Annotated in this window: 17 protein-coding genes and 2 pseudogenes; 10 read left to right on the top strand and 9 right to left on the bottom strand. The window is 48.1% G+C overall.

The window, feature by feature from the left end; translation table 11 throughout:
- Positions 1-323: pseudogene (locus C6Y40_RS24970) on the top strand (chromosome partitioning protein ParA); the annotation flags it as partial.
- Between the two features lie 360 nt (positions 324-683).
- Positions 684-1,409, top strand: a complete 726-nt coding sequence (gene pdeM / locus C6Y40_RS10760) for a ligase-associated DNA damage response endonuclease PdeM (RefSeq protein WP_105934592.1) — start codon at positions 684-686, stop codon at positions 1,407-1,409.
- A gap of 1 nt (position 1,410) precedes the next feature.
- Here the strand turns inward: pdeM and C6Y40_RS10755 are convergent, their stop codons facing one another.
- The 3 genes from C6Y40_RS10755 to folM all read right to left on the bottom strand — a co-directional run bounded on the left by C6Y40_RS10755 (position 1,411) and on the right by folM (position 4,139).
- Positions 1,411-2,304, bottom strand: coding sequence for a carbon-nitrogen hydrolase (locus C6Y40_RS10755; RefSeq protein ID WP_105934591.1), 894 nt, complete (start codon positions 2,302-2,304; stop codon positions 1,411-1,413).
- Complete coding sequence (locus C6Y40_RS10750) at positions 2,297-3,346, bottom strand: agmatine deiminase family protein (RefSeq protein ID WP_105934590.1); 1,050 nt, start codon at positions 3,344-3,346, stop codon at positions 2,297-2,299. The genes C6Y40_RS10755 and C6Y40_RS10750 overlap by 8 nt, the downstream gene beginning before the upstream one ends.
- 82 nt (positions 3,347-3,428) lie before the next feature.
- Entirely contained in the window at positions 3,429-4,139 is a 711-nt protein-coding gene (gene folM, locus C6Y40_RS10745; RefSeq protein WP_105934589.1) for a dihydromonapterin reductase, read from the bottom strand.
- A 143-nt stretch (positions 4,140-4,282) separates the two neighbouring features.
- Here folM and folE point away from each other — a divergent pair, with 143 nt between their 5' ends.
- A complete protein-coding gene (gene folE / locus C6Y40_RS10740; protein ID WP_105934588.1) occupies positions 4,283-4,969 on the top strand; it encodes a GTP cyclohydrolase I FolE in 687 nt (228 codons plus the stop codon).
- Between the two features lie 69 nt (positions 4,970-5,038).
- Here folE and C6Y40_RS10735 read toward each other — a convergent pair whose 3' ends face one another.
- Positions 5,039-5,242, bottom strand: a complete 204-nt coding sequence (locus C6Y40_RS10735) for a hypothetical protein (RefSeq protein WP_105934587.1) — start codon at positions 5,240-5,242, stop codon at positions 5,039-5,041.
- Between the two features lie 321 nt (positions 5,243-5,563).
- The gene (locus C6Y40_RS10730; RefSeq protein WP_105934586.1) at positions 5,564-7,513 is read right to left on the bottom strand and encodes an amylosucrase; all 1,950 of its coding nucleotides are present in this window, start codon (positions 7,511-7,513) and stop codon (positions 5,564-5,566) included.
- Positions 7,514-7,908: 395 nt separating this feature from the next.
- Between C6Y40_RS10730 and C6Y40_RS10725 the strand changes: the two genes are divergently transcribed.
- Positions 7,909-8,793, top strand: a complete 885-nt coding sequence (locus C6Y40_RS10725) for an ROK family protein (protein WP_105934585.1) — start codon at positions 7,909-7,911, stop codon at positions 8,791-8,793.
- Here C6Y40_RS10725 and gloA2 read toward each other — a convergent pair.
- On the bottom strand, positions 8,790-9,173 hold the full coding sequence (gene gloA2, locus C6Y40_RS10720; protein WP_105934584.1) for an SMU1112c/YaeR family gloxylase I-like metalloprotein: 384 nt from the start codon (positions 9,171-9,173) through the stop codon (positions 8,790-8,792). The genes C6Y40_RS10725 and gloA2 overlap by 4 nt on opposite strands.
- Before the next feature lies 1 nt (position 9,174).
- Positions 9,175-10,119, bottom strand: coding sequence for an aldo/keto reductase (locus C6Y40_RS10715; RefSeq protein WP_105934583.1), 945 nt, complete (start codon positions 10,117-10,119; stop codon positions 9,175-9,177).
- Between the two features lie 114 nt (positions 10,120-10,233).
- Here C6Y40_RS10715 and C6Y40_RS10710 point away from each other — a divergent pair, with 114 nt between their 5' ends.
- Together C6Y40_RS10710 and C6Y40_RS10705 are read left to right on the top strand one after the other, a co-directional pair.
- Positions 10,234-10,764 (top strand): lipocalin family protein, encoded by a 531-nt coding sequence (locus tag C6Y40_RS10710; RefSeq protein ID WP_105934582.1) that lies wholly within the window; start codon positions 10,234-10,236, stop codon positions 10,762-10,764.
- A 72-nt stretch (positions 10,765-10,836) separates the two neighbouring features.
- Positions 10,837-11,394 (top strand): PhnA domain-containing protein, encoded by a 558-nt coding sequence (locus C6Y40_RS10705; RefSeq protein ID WP_105934581.1) that lies wholly within the window; start codon positions 10,837-10,839, stop codon positions 11,392-11,394.
- Positions 11,395-11,553: 159 nt separating this feature from the next.
- Here C6Y40_RS10705 and C6Y40_RS10700 read toward each other — a convergent pair whose 3' ends face one another.
- Positions 11,554-12,636, bottom strand: coding sequence for an AraC family transcriptional regulator (locus tag C6Y40_RS10700; protein WP_105934580.1), 1,083 nt, complete (start codon positions 12,634-12,636; stop codon positions 11,554-11,556).
- Positions 12,637-12,841: 205 nt separating this feature from the next.
- Here C6Y40_RS10700 and C6Y40_RS10695 point away from each other — a divergent pair, with 205 nt between their 5' ends.
- Positions 12,842-15,196: a TonB-dependent receptor gene (locus C6Y40_RS10695; protein WP_170308459.1), complete on the top strand. Its 2,355-nt coding sequence runs from the start codon at positions 12,842-12,844 to the stop codon at positions 15,194-15,196.
- A 25-nt stretch (positions 15,197-15,221) separates the two neighbouring features.
- Positions 15,222-16,769: an AMP-binding protein gene (locus C6Y40_RS10690; protein WP_105934578.1), complete on the top strand. Its 1,548-nt coding sequence runs from the start codon at positions 15,222-15,224 to the stop codon at positions 16,767-16,769.
- 109 nt (positions 16,770-16,878) lie between these two features.
- Here the strand turns inward: C6Y40_RS10690 and C6Y40_RS10685 are convergent, their stop codons facing one another.
- Positions 16,879-17,325: an EAL domain-containing protein gene (locus C6Y40_RS10685; protein ID WP_105934577.1), complete on the bottom strand. Its 447-nt coding sequence runs from the start codon at positions 17,323-17,325 to the stop codon at positions 16,879-16,881.
- 21 nt (positions 17,326-17,346) lie between these two features.
- Between C6Y40_RS10685 and C6Y40_RS10680 the strand changes: the two genes are divergently transcribed.
- Both C6Y40_RS10680 and C6Y40_RS25175 read left to right on the top strand, forming a co-directional pair.
- Positions 17,347-17,880 carry a DUF7010 family protein gene (locus C6Y40_RS10680; protein ID WP_105934576.1) on the top strand — a complete coding sequence of 178 codons (534 nt, stop codon included), beginning with the start codon at positions 17,347-17,349 and terminating at the stop codon, positions 17,878-17,880.
- A gap of 242 nt (positions 17,881-18,122) precedes the next feature.
- Positions 18,123-18,232 (top strand): annotated as a pseudogene (locus C6Y40_RS25175) (IS5 family transposase); the annotation flags it as partial.

Raw genomic sequence — 18,232 nt, 5'->3', positions numbered from 1 at the left:
CCAATGCGGCGCTAAATAGCGACTTGAACGCAAAGATGGAAGATATCCAGAACCTGGAACACGAGTATGAAGAAGCCGTGACAAGGTGCCGGGAATACCAGCATAAAAATGAGCAATTGTCGGAAAACATGGCCGCGCTCACCACTCAGAAAGCAGATGTCGATAAGCAAGTGGCCGTGTTATCCCACGCACTGGAGACCACCAAAGCCGAACTGAAAACCGCCCAGGATAAAGTGGCATTTCTGACCGATGAGAATAAGGTGATTCTTCAGGAAAAAGCAGTGATCCAAGGGCAGTTTAAACAGCTTCAAAGTTCGCTATAACGATTTAATGGATGTGTTTTGATCGTCTGGCTGCAAATGCAGAAATCGTTGCCAGCCCCTAAACGAGCAAACTTGGCAAATTTGTCGGTTCTTCCACAAGACCCTGCAGGCCAAGGAGAAGCATCGATTCGACCAACGTCAGGTGGAAAAAGAATATTGATATTCCTACATATTATCAATGTGTTATAGGTTTTGTGGCTAAATTCAACGCTTTTACCGGCCGAATGCAGCCGAACCTCAAATACAGGGATTAACGGCTATCAAACGAAAACCTACGGTTACGAGGGTGCCACAGGATTCAAAACCGTAGGTTTTCGTTCAAATGCCCCCGCTGGTCCTACTTTCGGGTGACGGCTGAACATGCTTTCGACCACCCGGTTACAACAGTTAATCGATACGAAACAGGTATTCCCCATCCGATTCGGTGGCAGCCTATGGCTACTCGATAGCCGCGCGGCGCTGTACTGGCCAGAACAGGATTGTTTGTTACTGGCCGACCTGCATTTCGAAAAAGGCAGTTACCTTTCCCAATATGCCTCGCCGGTGCCGCGCTATGATTCCCGTGCAACGTTGAGAAGCATTGCGGCTCTGCTGGCTTGCTATCAACCAAACCGGGTGCTCTGCCTGGGCGATAGTTTCCATGATGTCCATGCATTTGACCGCTTTTTAGCCGAAGATGTAGCGCAACTTAAGACGTTAGTGCTGAGTGTGAAGGAATGGATCTGGCTGGAAGGGAACCATGATCCTCAGGTACCTGAAGCGCTTGACGGTTTGCGTGCTGAGAGTTATCCACTACACACTCAGCAGGGCAGCGTGATCCATTGCCGGCATATTCCACAGGATAACGACGGCTTGCAGATTGTCGGTCACTTCCATCCCAAAGCCCGGTTTGCTTCAGGCAAGCGGCGTTTTCGCGGAAAAAGCCTGGTGGTTACTGACAAACTGATGCTGATGCCAGCACTCGGTCAATATACCGGTGGGTTAAACATAGAAGATGAGGTGTTAACGGCACTGGCACCTAAATCGCAGCGCCAGTGCTATGTATTGTGTGAACAGCGTGTTATTGCGCTGCCTGGGGGAAACTAGGCTAATCGCGCCAGCGCTTAACCAGATCGTCGTAGGCGTCGATGCGGCGGTCACGGAAGTAAGGCCAGATCCGCTTGACCTGTTCGGTGCGGGTCATATCCAGATCAACCAGTAAGGTTTCTTCCTTATCGCTGCTGGCCTGGGCAAGGATCTCACCCTGTGGACCGGCAACAAAGCTCTGCCCCCAGAAATGAATACCCGGATCGCCCTCGGTAGGCGATGTTTCAAAGCCAGTGCGGTTAGCCACGATTACCGGTACCGAATTGGCTACTGCATGGGCCCGCTGAATGGTGTGCCAGGCATCATGCTGACGCTTGCGCTCATCATCGGTGTCGGTCATATCCCATCCAATTGCGGTGGGGTAAAACAGAATTTCAGCGCCGGCCATGGCCATCAGGCGGGCGGCTTCCGGATACCATTGATCCCAGCACACCAATACGCCCAGCTTACCCACACTGGTTTGAATGGGCTCAAACCCCATATCGCCTGGCGTAAAATAAAACTTTTCGTAAAAGCCCGGGTCATCCGGGATGTGCATCTTGCGATATTTCCCGGCGATCTCACGGCTGCGGTCGAACACCACGGCGGTGTTGTGATAAAGCCCTGAACCGCGTTTTTCAAATAATGAGGTTACCAGCACGATATTGTGCTGCTCGGCGATGTTGCCAAAAAAGTCGGTTGCCGGGCCAGGAATAGGCTCGGCCAGGTCGAAGGCATCGGTATCTTCGTTCTGACAGAAGTACAAGGTGCTGTGCAACTCTTGCAGTAAAATCAGCTCGGCGCCTTGTTCAGCCAGCTCGGTAATTCGGGCCGCGCTTTTATTCCAGTTGGTGGCTTTATCGTTGTTAGCGACAGACTGTTGTACCAGTCCAACCTTTAAGGTGCGCTCAGACATAACGGGTCACTCCTGAGTTTAATTGGTGAATGACATCGGTTTTTAAAGTGTTACAGGGGACCTGCATGGAAATGCAGTGGAGGCTGCCAAACTGTTGAACCAGAGTGGCACAATTAACCGGCACAATTTCGTGATGCGGGAAAGCCTGCTGCATCACCGCGACTGCCTCGCTGTCTTCAGGCTGACCGTAAACCGGTAATAAAACGGTATGATTACAAATTAGATAATTAGCATAAGATGCCGGTAACCTGTCGCCTTCGTCGTTAAACATGGCAGGTAACGGCAATAAATAGCGGGTATGATCAGGCAAGGCTTCCGCGCATTCCTGTACCAGCGCAGATAAGCCCTGATAATGGCTGTCTTCGGGGCGATTGTCGGCCGCCTGGATCACCAGGCCGCTGGTGGGCGTGAAACGCACCAGGGTGTCGATGTGACCATCAGTATCGTCGCCTTCCAGGTGCCCGTGGGCGAATATCGACAGCTGTGTACAACCCAGATAAGCGGTAAATTCCTCACGGTAAGCGTCGCCGCCCATGTTACCGTTACGGGCTGGGTTATAAAGGCAGGAGGCGGTGGATAACAGGTGACCGTTATCGTCTATTTCTAACGCGCCACCTTCAGCTACAATCGCCGACGTACGCAGCTTTTCGCGGCACAAAGGTGCCAGATAGTGCTGATTAACCAGATTGTCCTTGCTGGCGTCAAACTTATTACCCCAACCATTAAAGGTAAACTCTACCGGGTAGGGGGCGGCAGGATTGCCGCAGCTTAAAAAAGCAAAGTCCCGCGCCCAGGTATCATTGTAATCAGCTTTAATAAGCATCACCCGGGCATCGACTGCCAGTCGGCTTTCGATATCGTCCATATCTTCTTCACGGCACAACAAGAGTACGCCGGCCTGATTGGCGTTGATAATACGAATAATAGACAGATAAGTCTGACGAGCATCTTCAAGCCACGGCGCCCAGTCAGTCTCCTGATGAGGCCAGGCAAGAATCACCGCTTCGCTGGCTTTCCATTCTGGAATAAGTGAGGTGGTCACAGTGTTTCCTGATTAAGTGATTGACGGGGCAATTATACGCTGTCGGCCCTTATGGGCCAACAACTTAGGCGCAGGATGTTGGCTACTTTAAGTTTCTGCCGCCATTTAAATGTAAGGTCTGACCGGTGACATATTCAGCGGTGAGCAGATAGTTTACCGCTTTGACCGCTTCCTGCGCGCCGGGAACAAGACCCAACAGGTTTTTGTTAAGGGCCTTCTCGCGATATTCCTGAGTGTCGTCGTCGTTAAACATCACCAGTGACGGCGCAATGCTATTGACCTTTACGTACGGCGCATAAACCCGGGCAAACGACAGAGTAAGATTATGCAGCGCAGCTTTGCTCGCTGCATAAGCAATATGGTTTTCGCTGCCGGTGTCCTGAACATAGTCTGTCATGTGGATGATGTCTGCCAACGTACCGTTTTCAGACTGCAAAGCGTCTTTCAGGGCGAGGTTTAGTTGATAAGGTGCGTTGGCATGTACCATCATCATGTCATGCATCAAATCGCCGGGCGCGGTTTCAGGATTTTCCGGCACCCAGTCAGACGCGTTGTGGATTATGCCGCGTAACTTTGGCGCAGTGCGTTTTATTTCTTCTATTGCTCGCGAAATACCCGCCTGAGTGCTAAAATCCGCCTCCAACACAATTGCACCGGCATTTTTCAGTTCGTCAACAGACGGCTTGTGTCGTCGGTATGTGATGATAACCGGTTGGTTGTTGGCCAGCAGATCCTGCGCGATCGCTAGTCCGAGACGCTGACTTCCACCGGTGATGAGTATAGGTAAAGACAAAAAATACCTCCGATAATTTTGGTACTAATTACGACTTTACACGGATTGCAGATCGTTTTAATAACAAATTAACAGGTTATTTTAATCCTAATCTGCAGTCTTGTTAGTATAAGCAGGGTTAGTCGTTGTTACGGAATGAGTGAATGTTAGCAAAAGAAGCGGTAGTTGTGCGCGATGCGGTAAAACTGGGCATTTCCAAAGAGGCGTTGCTGGTGCATGAAGCACTGGTAGAAAAAGGCCTGGAAACACCTATGTTAGAAAATGGTCTGAGCGACGAGGCGAAGCGCCAGCGGATAGAGCACGCCATGCGCGACGTGATGGAAACGCTCGGCTTGGATTTGGCTGATGACAGTCTGTCCGAGACACCAGAGCGCATCGCTAAGATGTATGTCGATGAAATATTCTCCGGCCTGGATTATCGTAAGTTTCCTAAGATCACCCAGATCGAAAACAAGATGCAGGTGGGTCAGCCGGTTCAGGTAAGTGATATCAGCCTTACCAGTACCTGTGAACACCACTTTGTCACTATAGACGGGACTGCCACGGTAGCCTACATTCCAAAAGACACCGTGATTGGTTTGTCCAAAATTAATCGTCTGGTAGGTTTCTTTGCCCAGCGCCCTCAGGTGCAGGAGCGTCTGACTCAACAGGTGCTGGTGGCCTTGCAGGCTCTAACCGGTACCGAAGACGTGGCGGTAGTCATTAACGCTACGCATTATTGTGTAAAGGCCAGAGGCATACGCGATAGCCTTTCCTACACTAAAACATCGGCACTGGGCGGGCAATTTCTGGCTGACGCGCAGTTGCGCCGGGAGTTTTTTGGCGGTTAGCCACTTAATAAAGAATTTAAACCAAAAAGGGGGTGCTGTTACAGCATCCCCTTTTTGGTTTTTTGAAAACTACTTCGCGCCGTCTTCCTGTTCCGAAACGATAAGGTTAATTTGATCATTAATCCCGTTGGCAGCAATTATTTCGAGTTTTTGCTGACAGTGCTGACATGCATCGGACTGTTCCTTATACATGTCTAAAACGGTTTCTCTGGCTATGGCATTAATATAACCACAGCGAGGACAGCGATATTCCAAATAAGCCTGACTAAGCATTTTCCGTTTGCTCCTTGTTTTACCGAAACAGCGATTCCTTTTTTAACAACCAAAAGTTGGTTGCCCTGCTTCTTACTGTACCTGGGTATATAAGTGATACCCGACGCCCCATTATCTCAGTAATGAGCACATTTATGTGAAACGCACCTTCACAATGCAAAGTATAGCAGCTCTGTGAAATGTCACCGGCGGATCGGGAACTTAATTGGTAATTTTTACTGTGTAAACGGCTGGTTCGATCAATTCGCGTCGGAATGTAACAGAAAAGGAGGCATGAAATTTACTTTATTCTTTTATCAGGCCTCCCTTTTTATGTTCTGGTTAGCTGAGTAACCAGTATTGTTGGTAAGGCGCTAAGTGTATGTCTGAAGCCTTTTCGATGCGGTGGTTGGTCAATAAGTCTGTTGCGGGCTCACCATCAAATACTTCCAGAACGTTGCTCTGAAGAGTTTGTGGGTGCTCACTAAAGTTACATAGAACCAACAGTTTTTGCCCATCATCCGCTACCCGGCAGTATACAAAGCAATGCTGGTTGGCAGTTTGTAAAATATGGGTGCGGGCCTGACCAAACACAGCATGTTCTTTGCGCAAATTAATCAGCTGTTTAATGCCGGCAAAAATCGCTTTTTGGGTTTTTCGCTCGAGTGAGTCAGTGGCTGCCGGCGCAGTTTCAATGTCGTCGATGTGTGCTGATGTGACGGCAATTCTGTTTACCCAGCGATCATCGTGAGCTTTGGCCGGATCGTCACGATAACTGTAGTCATTAAGCAAACCCATTTCATCACCGGAATAAAGCAAAGGTATACCGCCGATGCTCATAATTACCCCGTGAACCAGCATGATGCGACGCATAGCGGTGTCGATTGCCTGTTGATCATTGGCCTGTAACGCCCCTTCCAAGCCGCATAACGATGCCAGTGAACCACACACCCGGCAATCACCGTTTGACGGATTTTCTGCAAACGGCACGCCGTCGGCATAAGAGCCCTCGAAGCGACCGGTAAAGAACTGATTCAGGAAATAGCGATGATCGTAGGGGTTAATGCCCAGTTGGTGGGCCACGGTGTCATCAAAAGTCCAGCCGATATCATCATGGCAGCGTACATAGTTTACCCAGCTGCAATCCTGTTCAATAGCAAAGCTCTTTTGCATTGAACTGGTGAGCAGGCGCGTCTTGCGCGTAGCCAGGCTGTTCCAGATAAGGGCCATCAACAGTGGGTTATAGGAAAGCTGGCATTCATCCTGACGAATATATTTAAGCACTTCGTCGGGGTGAACAATGGCTTCTGACTTAAACACCACCGCCGGTGCTGTGATTTGCAGACAGCAGTTAAACGCCTGGATCAGTTTGTGTGCATTTGGCTGGTTTTCGCAGTTGGTGCCCATCTGCTTCCAGATGAAAGCCAGCGCATCCAGGCGTAATGCCGCGCAACCAATGTTTGCCAGAAACAACATTTCTTCGGTAATGGCGTTAAATACTGCCGGGTTGCTGTAGTTAAGATCCCACTGAAAACTGTTGAAGGTCGTCCAGACCCACTTTTGCATTGTCTCGTTCCAGGTAAAGCTGCCACGGCGAACTTGCGGAAATATCTCACGCAGACTCTGCTCATACTGGTCGGGGATAGTGCGGTCATCAAACAGGTAGTAATAGTTCTGGTAATTTTCGTCGCCTGTCAGGGCGGCTTTTGCCCAGCGGTGTTCGTCGGAGGTGTGGTTAAATACAAAATCCAGGACCAGATTAATACCGGCATCCCGTAACGCTTTAGACAGCGCCTCGAGCTCTTTCATATTGCCCAGTACCGGGTTGACTTTACGATAGTCAGACACGGCATAACCGCCGTCGCTGTCACCTTCCGGCGAGGCATAAAGCGGCATAAGGTGCAGATAAGTAAGCCCGAGTGACTTAAAATAAGGGATCTTAGCCTGCAATTCGGTGAGGGTAGGGCCCATCAGATCCACATAGCAAGCCATACCTACCTGGTTCTCTTGCTGGTGCCACAGCTTGTCATCGTGGCTTCTGGCCTTATCCAGGCGTTTGAGATCGGCTTTACGGTTTTTAAGCCCCATGGCCAGCGACAGCACCAACTGTGACAAATGATAATAACAGTCGAACTGATGTCCGTAGACATCCACATAACGTGTGAACAATTCGTGAAAGTGGCTGTTAAGACGATTGGTGAAAAGCTTGAGATCGCGCTGTGACAAAAACGATAAGTCTAATCCTGCCAGTATTCTGCTCAGGCATTGTTCACTCGACGCCGCGTAATTCATCAGTATTCTCCAGCCAACTGATTTGCTTCAGGTGGTTTTACAAAAGTTTCACAAATTTGTTTACAGCAAAACTAAGCTTTGCTAGCTTTAATCTTAAACGATTAAGTTAATTTAGCAAGAAATTTACAAGTAAATATCTATCGAAAGTCATGGCTTACTGGTAAGGGCTTTATTTGATTACTAATTTCTTAATTTAAGTTAAAAGATTAAGTTTTTGTGTTTGTGTTATTTTTGTTAATTGTCGGCTTCTGGTTGTGCAGGCACAATCTTTGGCCTGATACTTAACACGCAGCAAACTCAACGGATATAAATTCAACCGAAACGATGTCATGATAATCCGCAGCAATACTGTGGGTTTATTGAACAACGCTTGCAGAACTTTGAGGCAATAGCAGATGGCGTTAACTGATCCTTATTACGCGGTGATTGAAGCCGGCGGTACCAAATTTAACTGTGCAGTAGTGACTCCCGGGCGCGATATCATGGCGGAAATTCGCATTCCAACCACAACCCCCGAAGAGACCTTAGCTAAAACGGTGGCGTTTTTTCAGCAGCAGCGTGACGCGGGCCATGCTTTTACTCAGATGGGGATTGCCAGTTTTGGCCCCCTGGATCTGAATCCTGCGTCGGCCACCTATGGTTACATAACAAAAACACCCAAGCCAGACTGGAGTCATACCAATTTAGCTGGTCACCTTGCTGCTCAACTGGCGTGTGAAGTGACCATTGATACCGATGTTAACGGTGCGGCGCTGGGCGAATATCGCTGGGGCGCTGCTCAGGATACCAACGTGGAGGTATATGTTACAGTAGGCACCGGTGTGGGCGGCGGCGTGGTAATCAACGGCAAACCCTTGCACGGACTGGTGCATCCGGAAATTGGTCATATGCTGGTGCAGCCTCCTGCTGGCATTCAGGGTGTGTGCCCCTTTCATCAAAACTGTGTTGAAGGGTTAGCTTCGGGTACCGCGCTGGGCAAAATATGGTCGCAGCCTTCTGACACGTTTGCCGATGATCATCCGGGCTGGGATGGTCTCAGTGAAGTATTGGGAGACATGTGCCATAACCTGATGGTGACGTTAAGTGCTGAAAAAATCATCCTGGGCGGCGGCGTGATGCAAAAACATGGCCTGGTTGAAAAAGTGATTGCAGCTGCCCGTGGTAAACTGAATGATTATATTGTTATGCCCGAAGGGATAAGCCTGGAAGACATCATTTGTTTACCAGGCCTGGATACACGCTCCGGGCTGTTTGGTGCATTGGCGTTACTGGACAGTTAAATTTCGTAGAGTTCCAGTGGTAAGCCATCAGGATCGCTAAAGAAAGTGAAGCGGCGCTGGGTGTAAGGATCTACCCTGACCGGTTCACATTCAACCTGATGGTCGGCCAGATGTTGTATAGCGGTATCGATATCCGAGACTTTAAACGCCAGGTGTCGTAGCCCCTGGGCTTCCGGCCGACTGGGTCTGGCTGGCGCGCCGGGAAAAGAGAACAGCTCAATCTGTGTGCCATCGGCTAACGCCAGGTCACATTTATAAGAATCGCGCTCAGCCCGGTAATTCTCAGCCACTACCTGAAAACCCAGCACCTGTTGATAAAACGCCTTGGATATTGGGTAATCGTTACAGATAATGGCTACGTGGTGAATAGCGTCAAACATATTATGGCACTTCCTGACCGCGGGCAGATTCGAACAGCTGATACCAGTGTTCACGGGATAGGGTTAGTGTTTCTGCTTCTGCGCAGGCAGCTATACGCTGCGCATTGGTGGTACCAATGACCGGTTGGATACCGGCTGGGTGGCGCATTAGCCAGCCCAACACAATCGCTTCTCTGCTCACGCCATAACTGGTGGCTAATTCACTTACCAGTTTGCTGGTGGGGCAGTCTGCATCGCCATTGCCAGAATACTTGCCCTGTGCCAATGGTGCCCAGGCTTGTAACTGCACGCCCTGTTGCTGACAATATTCCAGCGTACCCGGTGTATAACCGTTCTGGCTATTATGCGGGCTATTGGTGCAGATCCCTTCTTCCACCCAGTCACGGTAACCGAGACTCATTTCCAGCTGATTGGCAATCACCGGAAACGGCAACAGTTTATTAAGGGCATCAATCTGATACCAGTGCATATTAGACACGCCCAGGTAGCCAAATTTACCTTCCTGGTGTAATCGTGTGAGGCACTCCGCCACAGCGGGTAAATCGGCCAGTGGGTCAGGGCGGTGCAGCAATAACACATCCAGATGGTCTATATTGAGTCTGCTCAGAATGCCTTCGACCGAGGCTGAAATCCACTGGGGTGAAAAGTCGTAGCGCTTGGGCCCCTGATTGTCTTCAAAACGGATCCCGCATTTAGACTGAATGATCATATTTTCGCGCCAGTCTGGCTGATTGCTCAGCACGTCGGCAAAGACTTTTTCGGCGTTGCCATGGGTATAAATATCGGCGTGATCGAACACCGTAATACCAGACGATAACGCTTGCTCAACAGCCTGGGTCGCCAGATTCAAATCGGCTTTGGTGTAGGGTTGGTGAGACCAGTTCCCGCCCAGTCCCATACAACCGAAGATAAGTCTGGAGGCATGTGGAAATTGTGTTTTTAGCATAGTGAATTTGTATTTTTTATCCTGGCCACAGCCTATCTTAAACCTTTAAGTGATACAAACCTAGTTGACGGTCGTATTGAGGGCTGACATCTGTTTTGGTTATAAGGAAATATTATGTTTCGTTTTTTAATGGTCCTTTCTACTGTGTGGTTAGTGTGCGGGTGTACGTCCGTGCCAGAAGGCGTTAAACCGGTGCAAGGCTTTGAGGCCGATCGCTATCTGGGAACCTGGTACGAAATTGCCCGTTTTGACCATAGTTTCGAGCGTGGCCTTTCGCAAATTACGGCCAACTACTCAATGCGCGATGACGGCGGTATTCGGGTACTTAACCGTGGCTACAACGCCGAGGAGGGTGAGTGGAATGAGGCTGAGGGTAAGGCCTATTTTGTTGAGGATGAGCAGACGGGGCATTTAAAAGTGTCTTTTTTCGGTCCGTTTTATGCCAGTTATGTGGTGGCTGAACTCGACAAGGAAAATTATCGCTATTCGCTGGTGACCGGGCCGGATAAGACTTACCTGTGGATACTGGCGCGAACGCCTAAATTACCTCAAGAAGTCCTGGACAGTTTACTCAGCAATGCAAAGGCGCTGGGGTTTGATACATCCAAACTGATTTGGGTTGAGCATGGAGATAGTTCGGGGTAAATAAGTGCATTGCTTAATATAAAATCCTTAGCCTGTGCTATACTCGCGTTTTTTTACTTTCGGGCATAGACAATGGCAAACGAACAAGCAGTATTTAAACGTGCAAATGACGCATGTGAGTTATGTGGCAATAGTGAAGGGCTGAGCCTTTATATGGTGCCAGAATCACCCAATGACTCAGATAATTGCGCAATAGCAGTTTGTTCGACCTGTTTACCGCAGTTAAACGACGAGAGTGAGGTGGATGTGAATCACTGGCGCTGTTTGAATGATGCTATGTGGTCTCAGGTGCCGGCAGTGCAGGTGGTTTCATGGCGAATGTTAAAACAGCTGGAAAGTGAAACCTGGGCTCAGGATTTACTTGATATGCTGTACCTTGACGATGACACGCTGGAATGGGCCAAAGCGGGAATTGATGACAGGGAACCGACGCTGGACAGCAATGGCGATGTGCTCAAAGCAGGGGACTCAGTGCACCTGATTAAAGATCTCACCGTTAAAGGCGCCAACTTTACAGCCAAGCGTGGCACCCCGGTTCGAAATATTCGCCTGACTAACAACCCATTGCATATCGAAGGCAAGGTTAACGGCCAAACCATAGTAATCATCGCAGCATATACTAAGAAATAGCCCAACCTCCGGTTGGGCTATTTCTTACCCCGGAAACACCGAAGGTGTTATCCGGGGCCTCCTTAAATTGTATTACTCCCGAAATATCATGCTAAGAGGTCCCCGCCAAGAGCACGCGGGGATGACGTAGTTGTTGTATCTGAATTGCTCGCCGAGTTGTTACCCTTTATTTCTGAATTCAGTCGGCGTCATGCCGGTCCAGTCCTTAAAAGCATGCCGGAAATTGGAGGTATCCTTGAACCCTAAAGATTCGGCAATATCATCAAAAGAGAGTTGGGTTTCACGGATATATTGCTTGGCGAAACTTTGTTTTACGGTGGCGCAAATTGTTGAGAAAGAAGTGCCTTGCTCCGAGAGTTTTCGTCTTAAGGTGCGCTCAGAAACAAACAATTCCTGCGCGATACGATCTATTTTTAGCTCATTGTGGATGTTTTTCGATACCCAGTTATACACCCGCTCAACGATTTCATCTTCGTGAGCAAAGTCGGGTATATGTTGCTCGCACATTTGTAATAAAAGCGGCACTGCCAGAGGGTTGGATTTTAAAGGGGATTTGGTGAGATCTTCTTCGCATAACTCAATAAATGTATTCTCTTGCCCGTAAAGCACTTCACTTCCAATAAAATCTTCAAGTTTTTCAGAGTAAGACGGTCTGTTAAATTCAAAACTTACTCTTACGGGAGAGAAATCCGGGGTTCCGAGCACTTCGCGAATTAGTGTCAAATTAATCGCAATTTGCATTTCCAGGTTAAAGCTTTTTATCTCGGGTGCAAACAGAATATCTGAGCACCCGTAAATGCGCTTTCCGTCTCTTGGGGGCTCAAGATAAAGGCGGGTGGTGCGGGTAACCAATGTATGATATTTGATAGAGAACAGCAGAGCGTCCGCCAGAGTCCTTTTACATAAAAGGGTGCAGCCATACAAACCATAATCACCACAGGATATGCGACTGCCTATCCTGAGCCCGATAGCAGGGGTGTCGATTTTGGATAACCTGGTGTACAGCGTTAACAGATCCTGAAACACCACTGTTTGTTTATGTTCGTCTGCTGGATTAAGTTTTGCCAGAAGAGATTCTAAAAAGGGGTCTGATTCAATGCCAATTTCAGTCAGAGACTTTTGAATAAAATGCAATTTTTGCGCACTTACGCGGACTTCTTTACCGCAATCTGACGACTTATTTATCATCTTTTTACCACCTGAGGCTACGCTGAATTGATCGATGTTGTCCGTTTTCCACATTAAGAATGGCCACTTATAACACAGTGTGAATGTTATTCAAATGTTACCGTTGTGTGAATGGGGGGCCTGGCGTGTGTTGATGGTGGGCTCCCTATACGCATTTGGAATACACATAAACATTAAAAAACAACTGTGTTGTGGAGAGTTCGCTATGAAATTATGCCGTTTAGCAACAGTAATATCGATAGCTCTGTATGGAGTATCAGTGAGTGCTTTGTCTCAGGAAAACCCGTCGAATGAGGCCGCCCGAAATGTGGAGGCTAGTGACACGCCTCAGGTTGAGTTAATCGAAGTCACTTCACAACGCAGGGTGCAAAATATTCAGGACGTGCCCATTTCTGTGCAGGCCTTCGGCGCTGCTCAATTGGAGCGTGCATCCATTGATAAAATCGAAGATCTGCAATTGTATGTGCCAAACCTTAATCTCGCAGAATCGGGGCTCAGTACTCAGTTATTCATCCGTGGTATTGGTTCTGGTAACAATCAGGGGTTTGAGCAGTCCGTTGTTCAGTTTGTGGACGGCGTTTCTTATGCTCGCCAACAACTCAGCCGGGCGCCATTTTTTGATATGGAAAGAGCGGAGGTGTTGCGCGGCCCTCAAAGTATTTTGTTTGGTAAAAATGCCATTGGTGGAGCGCTCAATTTTACCACTGCTTCGGTAGAGGAATACACCAGCGCCCGATTGTTTGCTCAGGTAGGGGAGTTTGGGATCAGGGAATATCAAGGGGTAATTAACGGGGCGCTTTGGGGTGATAACCTGTATGGCCGTTTGTCGGTGAGACATTACGAGGAAGATGGCTACATTGACAACGTTACCCTCAACCGTTCTGAGCCAAACCGCAAGGACCAGACGATAAGGGCAAAGCTACTCTACAACGTTAACAACGACTGGAGCCTGCACTTCAAGTACGAGAAAAACGATTTTGAAACCGTAGGCCGCCAGATTGAAATCCTGCAGGATGAAGGCAATCCTGGCAATCCATTTGGGGCAACCCTGGCCGCGGGGTTTGGTTTACCCAATGCGCTGCCTGAGACCAACCACGACTATTCGCGGGTCAGTAATGGCGACAGCAGTTTCAATAGTTCGCAGAACCTGACCTTTGAAGTAAAAGGGATGTTGGGGGAGCTGGAGTTCGAATCCAGAACCTCATCATTGCAGTACGATTTTCAGGATATCTGTGATTGCGACTACCTCGGGGCCAATATTTTTACTGTGCCAATGGATGAAGATTATAAGCAGTTTAGTCAGGAGTTCAGAGTTGCCTCGGATTCTGCCAACCGGTTCTTCTGGCAAGCTGGTGTATTTTACCAAACCAGCGAACTGGTGTTTTCTGACGCCATTGTGCTGCCCACCGCCGAGATTGGGCAAACCGATCTTGGCGTGCTTCCTACCGCGGTATTCGCGCTTACTGGCAGTGCTGTGCAAGGTGAAGCCTTATCGGGCATTAGTGCCAGACGTGACTTCACCCAGGATACCGATGCCTTGTCAGCGTTTGCACAGCTGACCTATAAAGTCACCGATGCGACGCAGGTAACGCTAGGAGCTCGTTTGTCCAGAGAAGAAAAAGAAGGCTTTCGCACGATTAATGCGAACGACACCAGCACCGGTCTGCCTACCACTAACCCAGTTTCACCGCTGGTGCTCAACGGCTTATTTGCTATCGAAAGCGAACAAACCAGTGGCCACTACTTAACTGGCGAAAGATCGGAAACCGCATTTGATCCCAGTATCAATATTCAGCATTACCTGAATGACGATGTGATGCTGTATGCGAGCTGGTCAAAAGGTTCAAAGGCCGGAGGGTTTGATGCGCGTGCCAATACAGTCAGCTCATTTGAATTTGAAGATGAGCAGGCTACGGCTTTTGAGCTGGGTATGAAGAGTACTTTCTGGAACAGGCGGGCGAAACTTAATGTCACTGCTTTTGCTACCGACTATAAAGGCCTGCAGGTCAGTCAGTTTGATGGCACCCTTGGCTTTGTGGTGGGTAATGCCGATGCCGAAATGCAAGGGATAGAAATTGAAGGTTCCTTTGCGATAACCGAAGACCTGACATTCTCTTACTCAGGTGCTTACCTGGATCATGAATTTACCAATTACGAAGAGGGTAATTGCTATTACCGACAGCAGTTTGATACTGACAACCCGGATATGGCGGCCCGTTACAACGAAGAGACCGGGCTGTGCAGTTACAATGGTTTAACCGGACAGTACGTCCCTGAGTTTAGTGCTAATACCAATTTAGATTACTACACCGATATAACGGCAGACTCGGTGCTGCATATCAATCTGAACTATAACTATTCCTCGAAACAAAATACCCACCAGAATCTCGACCCTGTGTTCGAACAAGACGCCATCGGTCGTGTGGATGTGAATATCGCTATTGAGTTTAATGATTGGGGAATAGAGCTGTTAGGCAGAAATATCACCGATGAAAAATTTGTTACCTATTCGGGTAATAGTCCGCTTTCCGGAACTTTCGGAGCCGACACTATCTATGGGTTCGTCGCGGCTCCTGCAACCTGGTCACTGCGCGCCTATTACAATTTTCAGTAAATATAGAAATGAGTGGTAAATCGATATGAATAAAATAGAAACACTCGGCGACTTCGTTGAATCAGCGATGGACCGATATGCTGACAAAGTCGCCTTTCAATGTGCAGGCCACCGATTAACGTTTACTGAACTTGAAAGATTAAGTCGGCATGTAGCAGTTTGGCTGCAGGCCAGATTTAATTCTGGCGATCGAATAGCTATTCAGTTACCAAACATAAATCAGTATCCGATCATTGCTATGGGGATACTCAGGGCCGGTATGGTAGTAGTAAACACTAATCCTCTCTACACACCACGGGAAATGAAACATCAGTTCAAAGACTCTGGTGCAAAGGCTTTGTTTATTCTTTCGCCTTTACTTGGCGCGTTGTCGCAAATCCTTGACGACACCTTACTTTCAGACGTCGTTGCAGTGGACCCGGTTGATTTAATTAAGGAGCCTGAACCACAGAAAGATTGTTACCGGTTATACGATGTGCTCAAATCCACTCCATCAGGCCTGCTAGCCACCCGAACAGGGCAAACTGGTAATGATATTGCGATGTTGCAATATACCGGAGGAACAACAGGAGCCGCGAAAGGTGCTTGCCTGACGCACTTAAATCTGTTGAGTAACATTGAGCAAATCCGGCATAGGCTAAGCCCTGTGTGTACTGAAGGGCAGGAACTTTTCGTTTGCCCGTTGCCGCTTTATCATATCTATGCGTTTACCGTTAACCTCTTGTATTTGTTAGGTATTGGGGCTTGCAACGTGTTAATCCCTAATCCCAGAGACATTGATGGGTTTGTCAATCAGCTCAAAGAGCATTCTTTTACAGGGATGTCGGGTATAAATACATTGTTCTTGGGCCTTATGGCTCATGAACAATTCAGGGAACTCGATTTTAGTCATCTTAAGATGACTATTTCCGGCGGCACAACACTTGTAGCTGATGTGGCCAATTCATGGACCAAAGTCACGGGCTCGTCCATTACAGAAGGTTATGGCCTGACTGAAACGAGCCCGGTTGCGCTATTCAATATACCCGGCCAGGAAGAAATTGGTGCCATAGGCGTTCCGGTGAAGGATACTGAGGTTGCTATCCGTGATGGCAAAGGCGAGCCGGTTAAACAAGGAGAGGCGGGTGAGTTGCTGGTTCGGGGGCCGCAAGTAATGATGGGATACTGGCAAAACCGTCAGGCCACTGCGAATGCATTTACACACGATGGGTTTTTTAAAACTGGTGATATTGCGCTTCAACAAGCCAATGGCAACTATAAAATCGTCGATCGATTGAAAGACATGATTTTGGTGTCTGGTTTTAATGTTTACCCCAATGAAATTGAAGGCGTGCTGAGTTCTCACGCAAATGTGATGGAAACCGCGGTAGTAGGCGGACCGTCAGTAAAAACAGGCGAAGAAGTGCTGGCTTATGTAACGACCTCTGGAGAGGTAACTTCTGAGACGCTATTAGCATATTGCCGGGAAAACCTGACAGCATATAAAGTCCCAAAGAAAATTACGATTTTAGATGAATTGCCAAAATCAGCGGTTGGCAAAATTTTAAGGCGGGAGCTACGAAACACTGTATAGGACGGTACTCTCATGAAAGTAGTTTTTGCCATACTAAGCAATGCTCAATCAACAATATCATGCAAAGAGATCCCCGCCAAGAGCACGCGGGGATGACGGGTTTATTCCGTCATACCGGTCTTTGTGCCGGTATCTCCTGAAAAGCTTGTTTAGCCTGCATTTCAGTGTGTTGGTTAATGTACTCTTTAAAGCTCTCGAATTTTACCGGTTTGGAATAAAAGTAACCCTGCGCATAATCGCAGCCTAACGCTTTTAACTTTGCAGCGGTTTGTTCATCTTCTACCCCTTCAGCCACCACAGAGCAGTTCAGCTTATGGACAAGAAAGGCGGTTGACTCCACTATGGCAAAGTCGGAGTTTGACTGAGCCATCTGACTGACAAATGAGCGGTCAATCTTAATTTGCCCAATAGGTAAATCACGCAATATTGCTAAAGAAGAAAAGCCGGTACCGAAATCGTCAATGCTAAACACCAATCCTGCTTCTGAAATACGTGACATGGTGTGGCATACCTGATCGATATTGGTCATCATTGCACTCTCGGTTACTTCGAGCATAAGCTGATGCTGTGACAGAGAATGTTCATCAAGGATTTTGCGAACCGCCGCTTAATTGCTACCCCGATAGCCAGCCTTATAGCCTGGTGTGTGGTGGCTGTTGGTTCGCTGTTCCTGGAGCCGGTAGCGCTTAGCCTGCTAACTTTCGCAGCAACCGGTTCAATTGTCTATTTGGGGCTTTTAGTTTCTAAATTTACCGGTGAAAATTTTCTGGACAAAAGCCGCCCCAAAAACACGTTTGATAACTTGTTTATGTTATCTGTTGGAATGGCTGTGCTGGTTTACGCCATTGCAATACCGTTTTTTTTGGTTGATTACACCTCGTTACCACTGACTATTGGTGTCTTAACAGGGCTTATGTGGTTACCCATTTCCTGGATCATTCAGCACTGGATAGGCATTGTGCATGGTGTAATGCGAACGGTACTGATAGTGGCAGTATGGTATCTGTTCCCGGAAGATCGCTTCCTGGCTGTTTCACTGGTGATTATTGGGTTATATGTCTTTGCCATTACAGTGCTGGAAATGCGCTGGCGAGCTTTGCAGATTAAATGAGGGGAGCTTCCGGCAAAGAGCTCCATATTATAGAGCCTGATATCCGAATCTATAGGGGCGTGGTACAATTGGCGTTTTAAAAAGCCAAACGAAACCTCCATGTTGTATCACATCCTGGGAGCCATAAGCGCACTATTATTTATTCTTACCTGGCTAGAGGTTGTTGATCTTTGTATGAAAAGCAGCCGGCATAGCAACGAGGTATAATTGTTTCGCCAAAAATAATTAACCGTAATGTTGCTATGCCAAGAACGATGTTAACAGATGATGCGTGGGAAATCCTAAAAGTACTGCTAAAGGAGAGTGGCAGAGTCTATAACAAATATGAGCACCGAAATACCCTGGAGGGCAT

The sequence above is a fragment of the Marisediminitalea alba genome, from assembly GCF_002993365.1.
GTDB classification, from domain to species: Bacteria; Pseudomonadota; Gammaproteobacteria; order Enterobacterales; family Alteromonadaceae; genus Alteromonas; species Alteromonas alba.
This window is presented reverse-complemented; position numbering and strand designations above follow the sequence as displayed.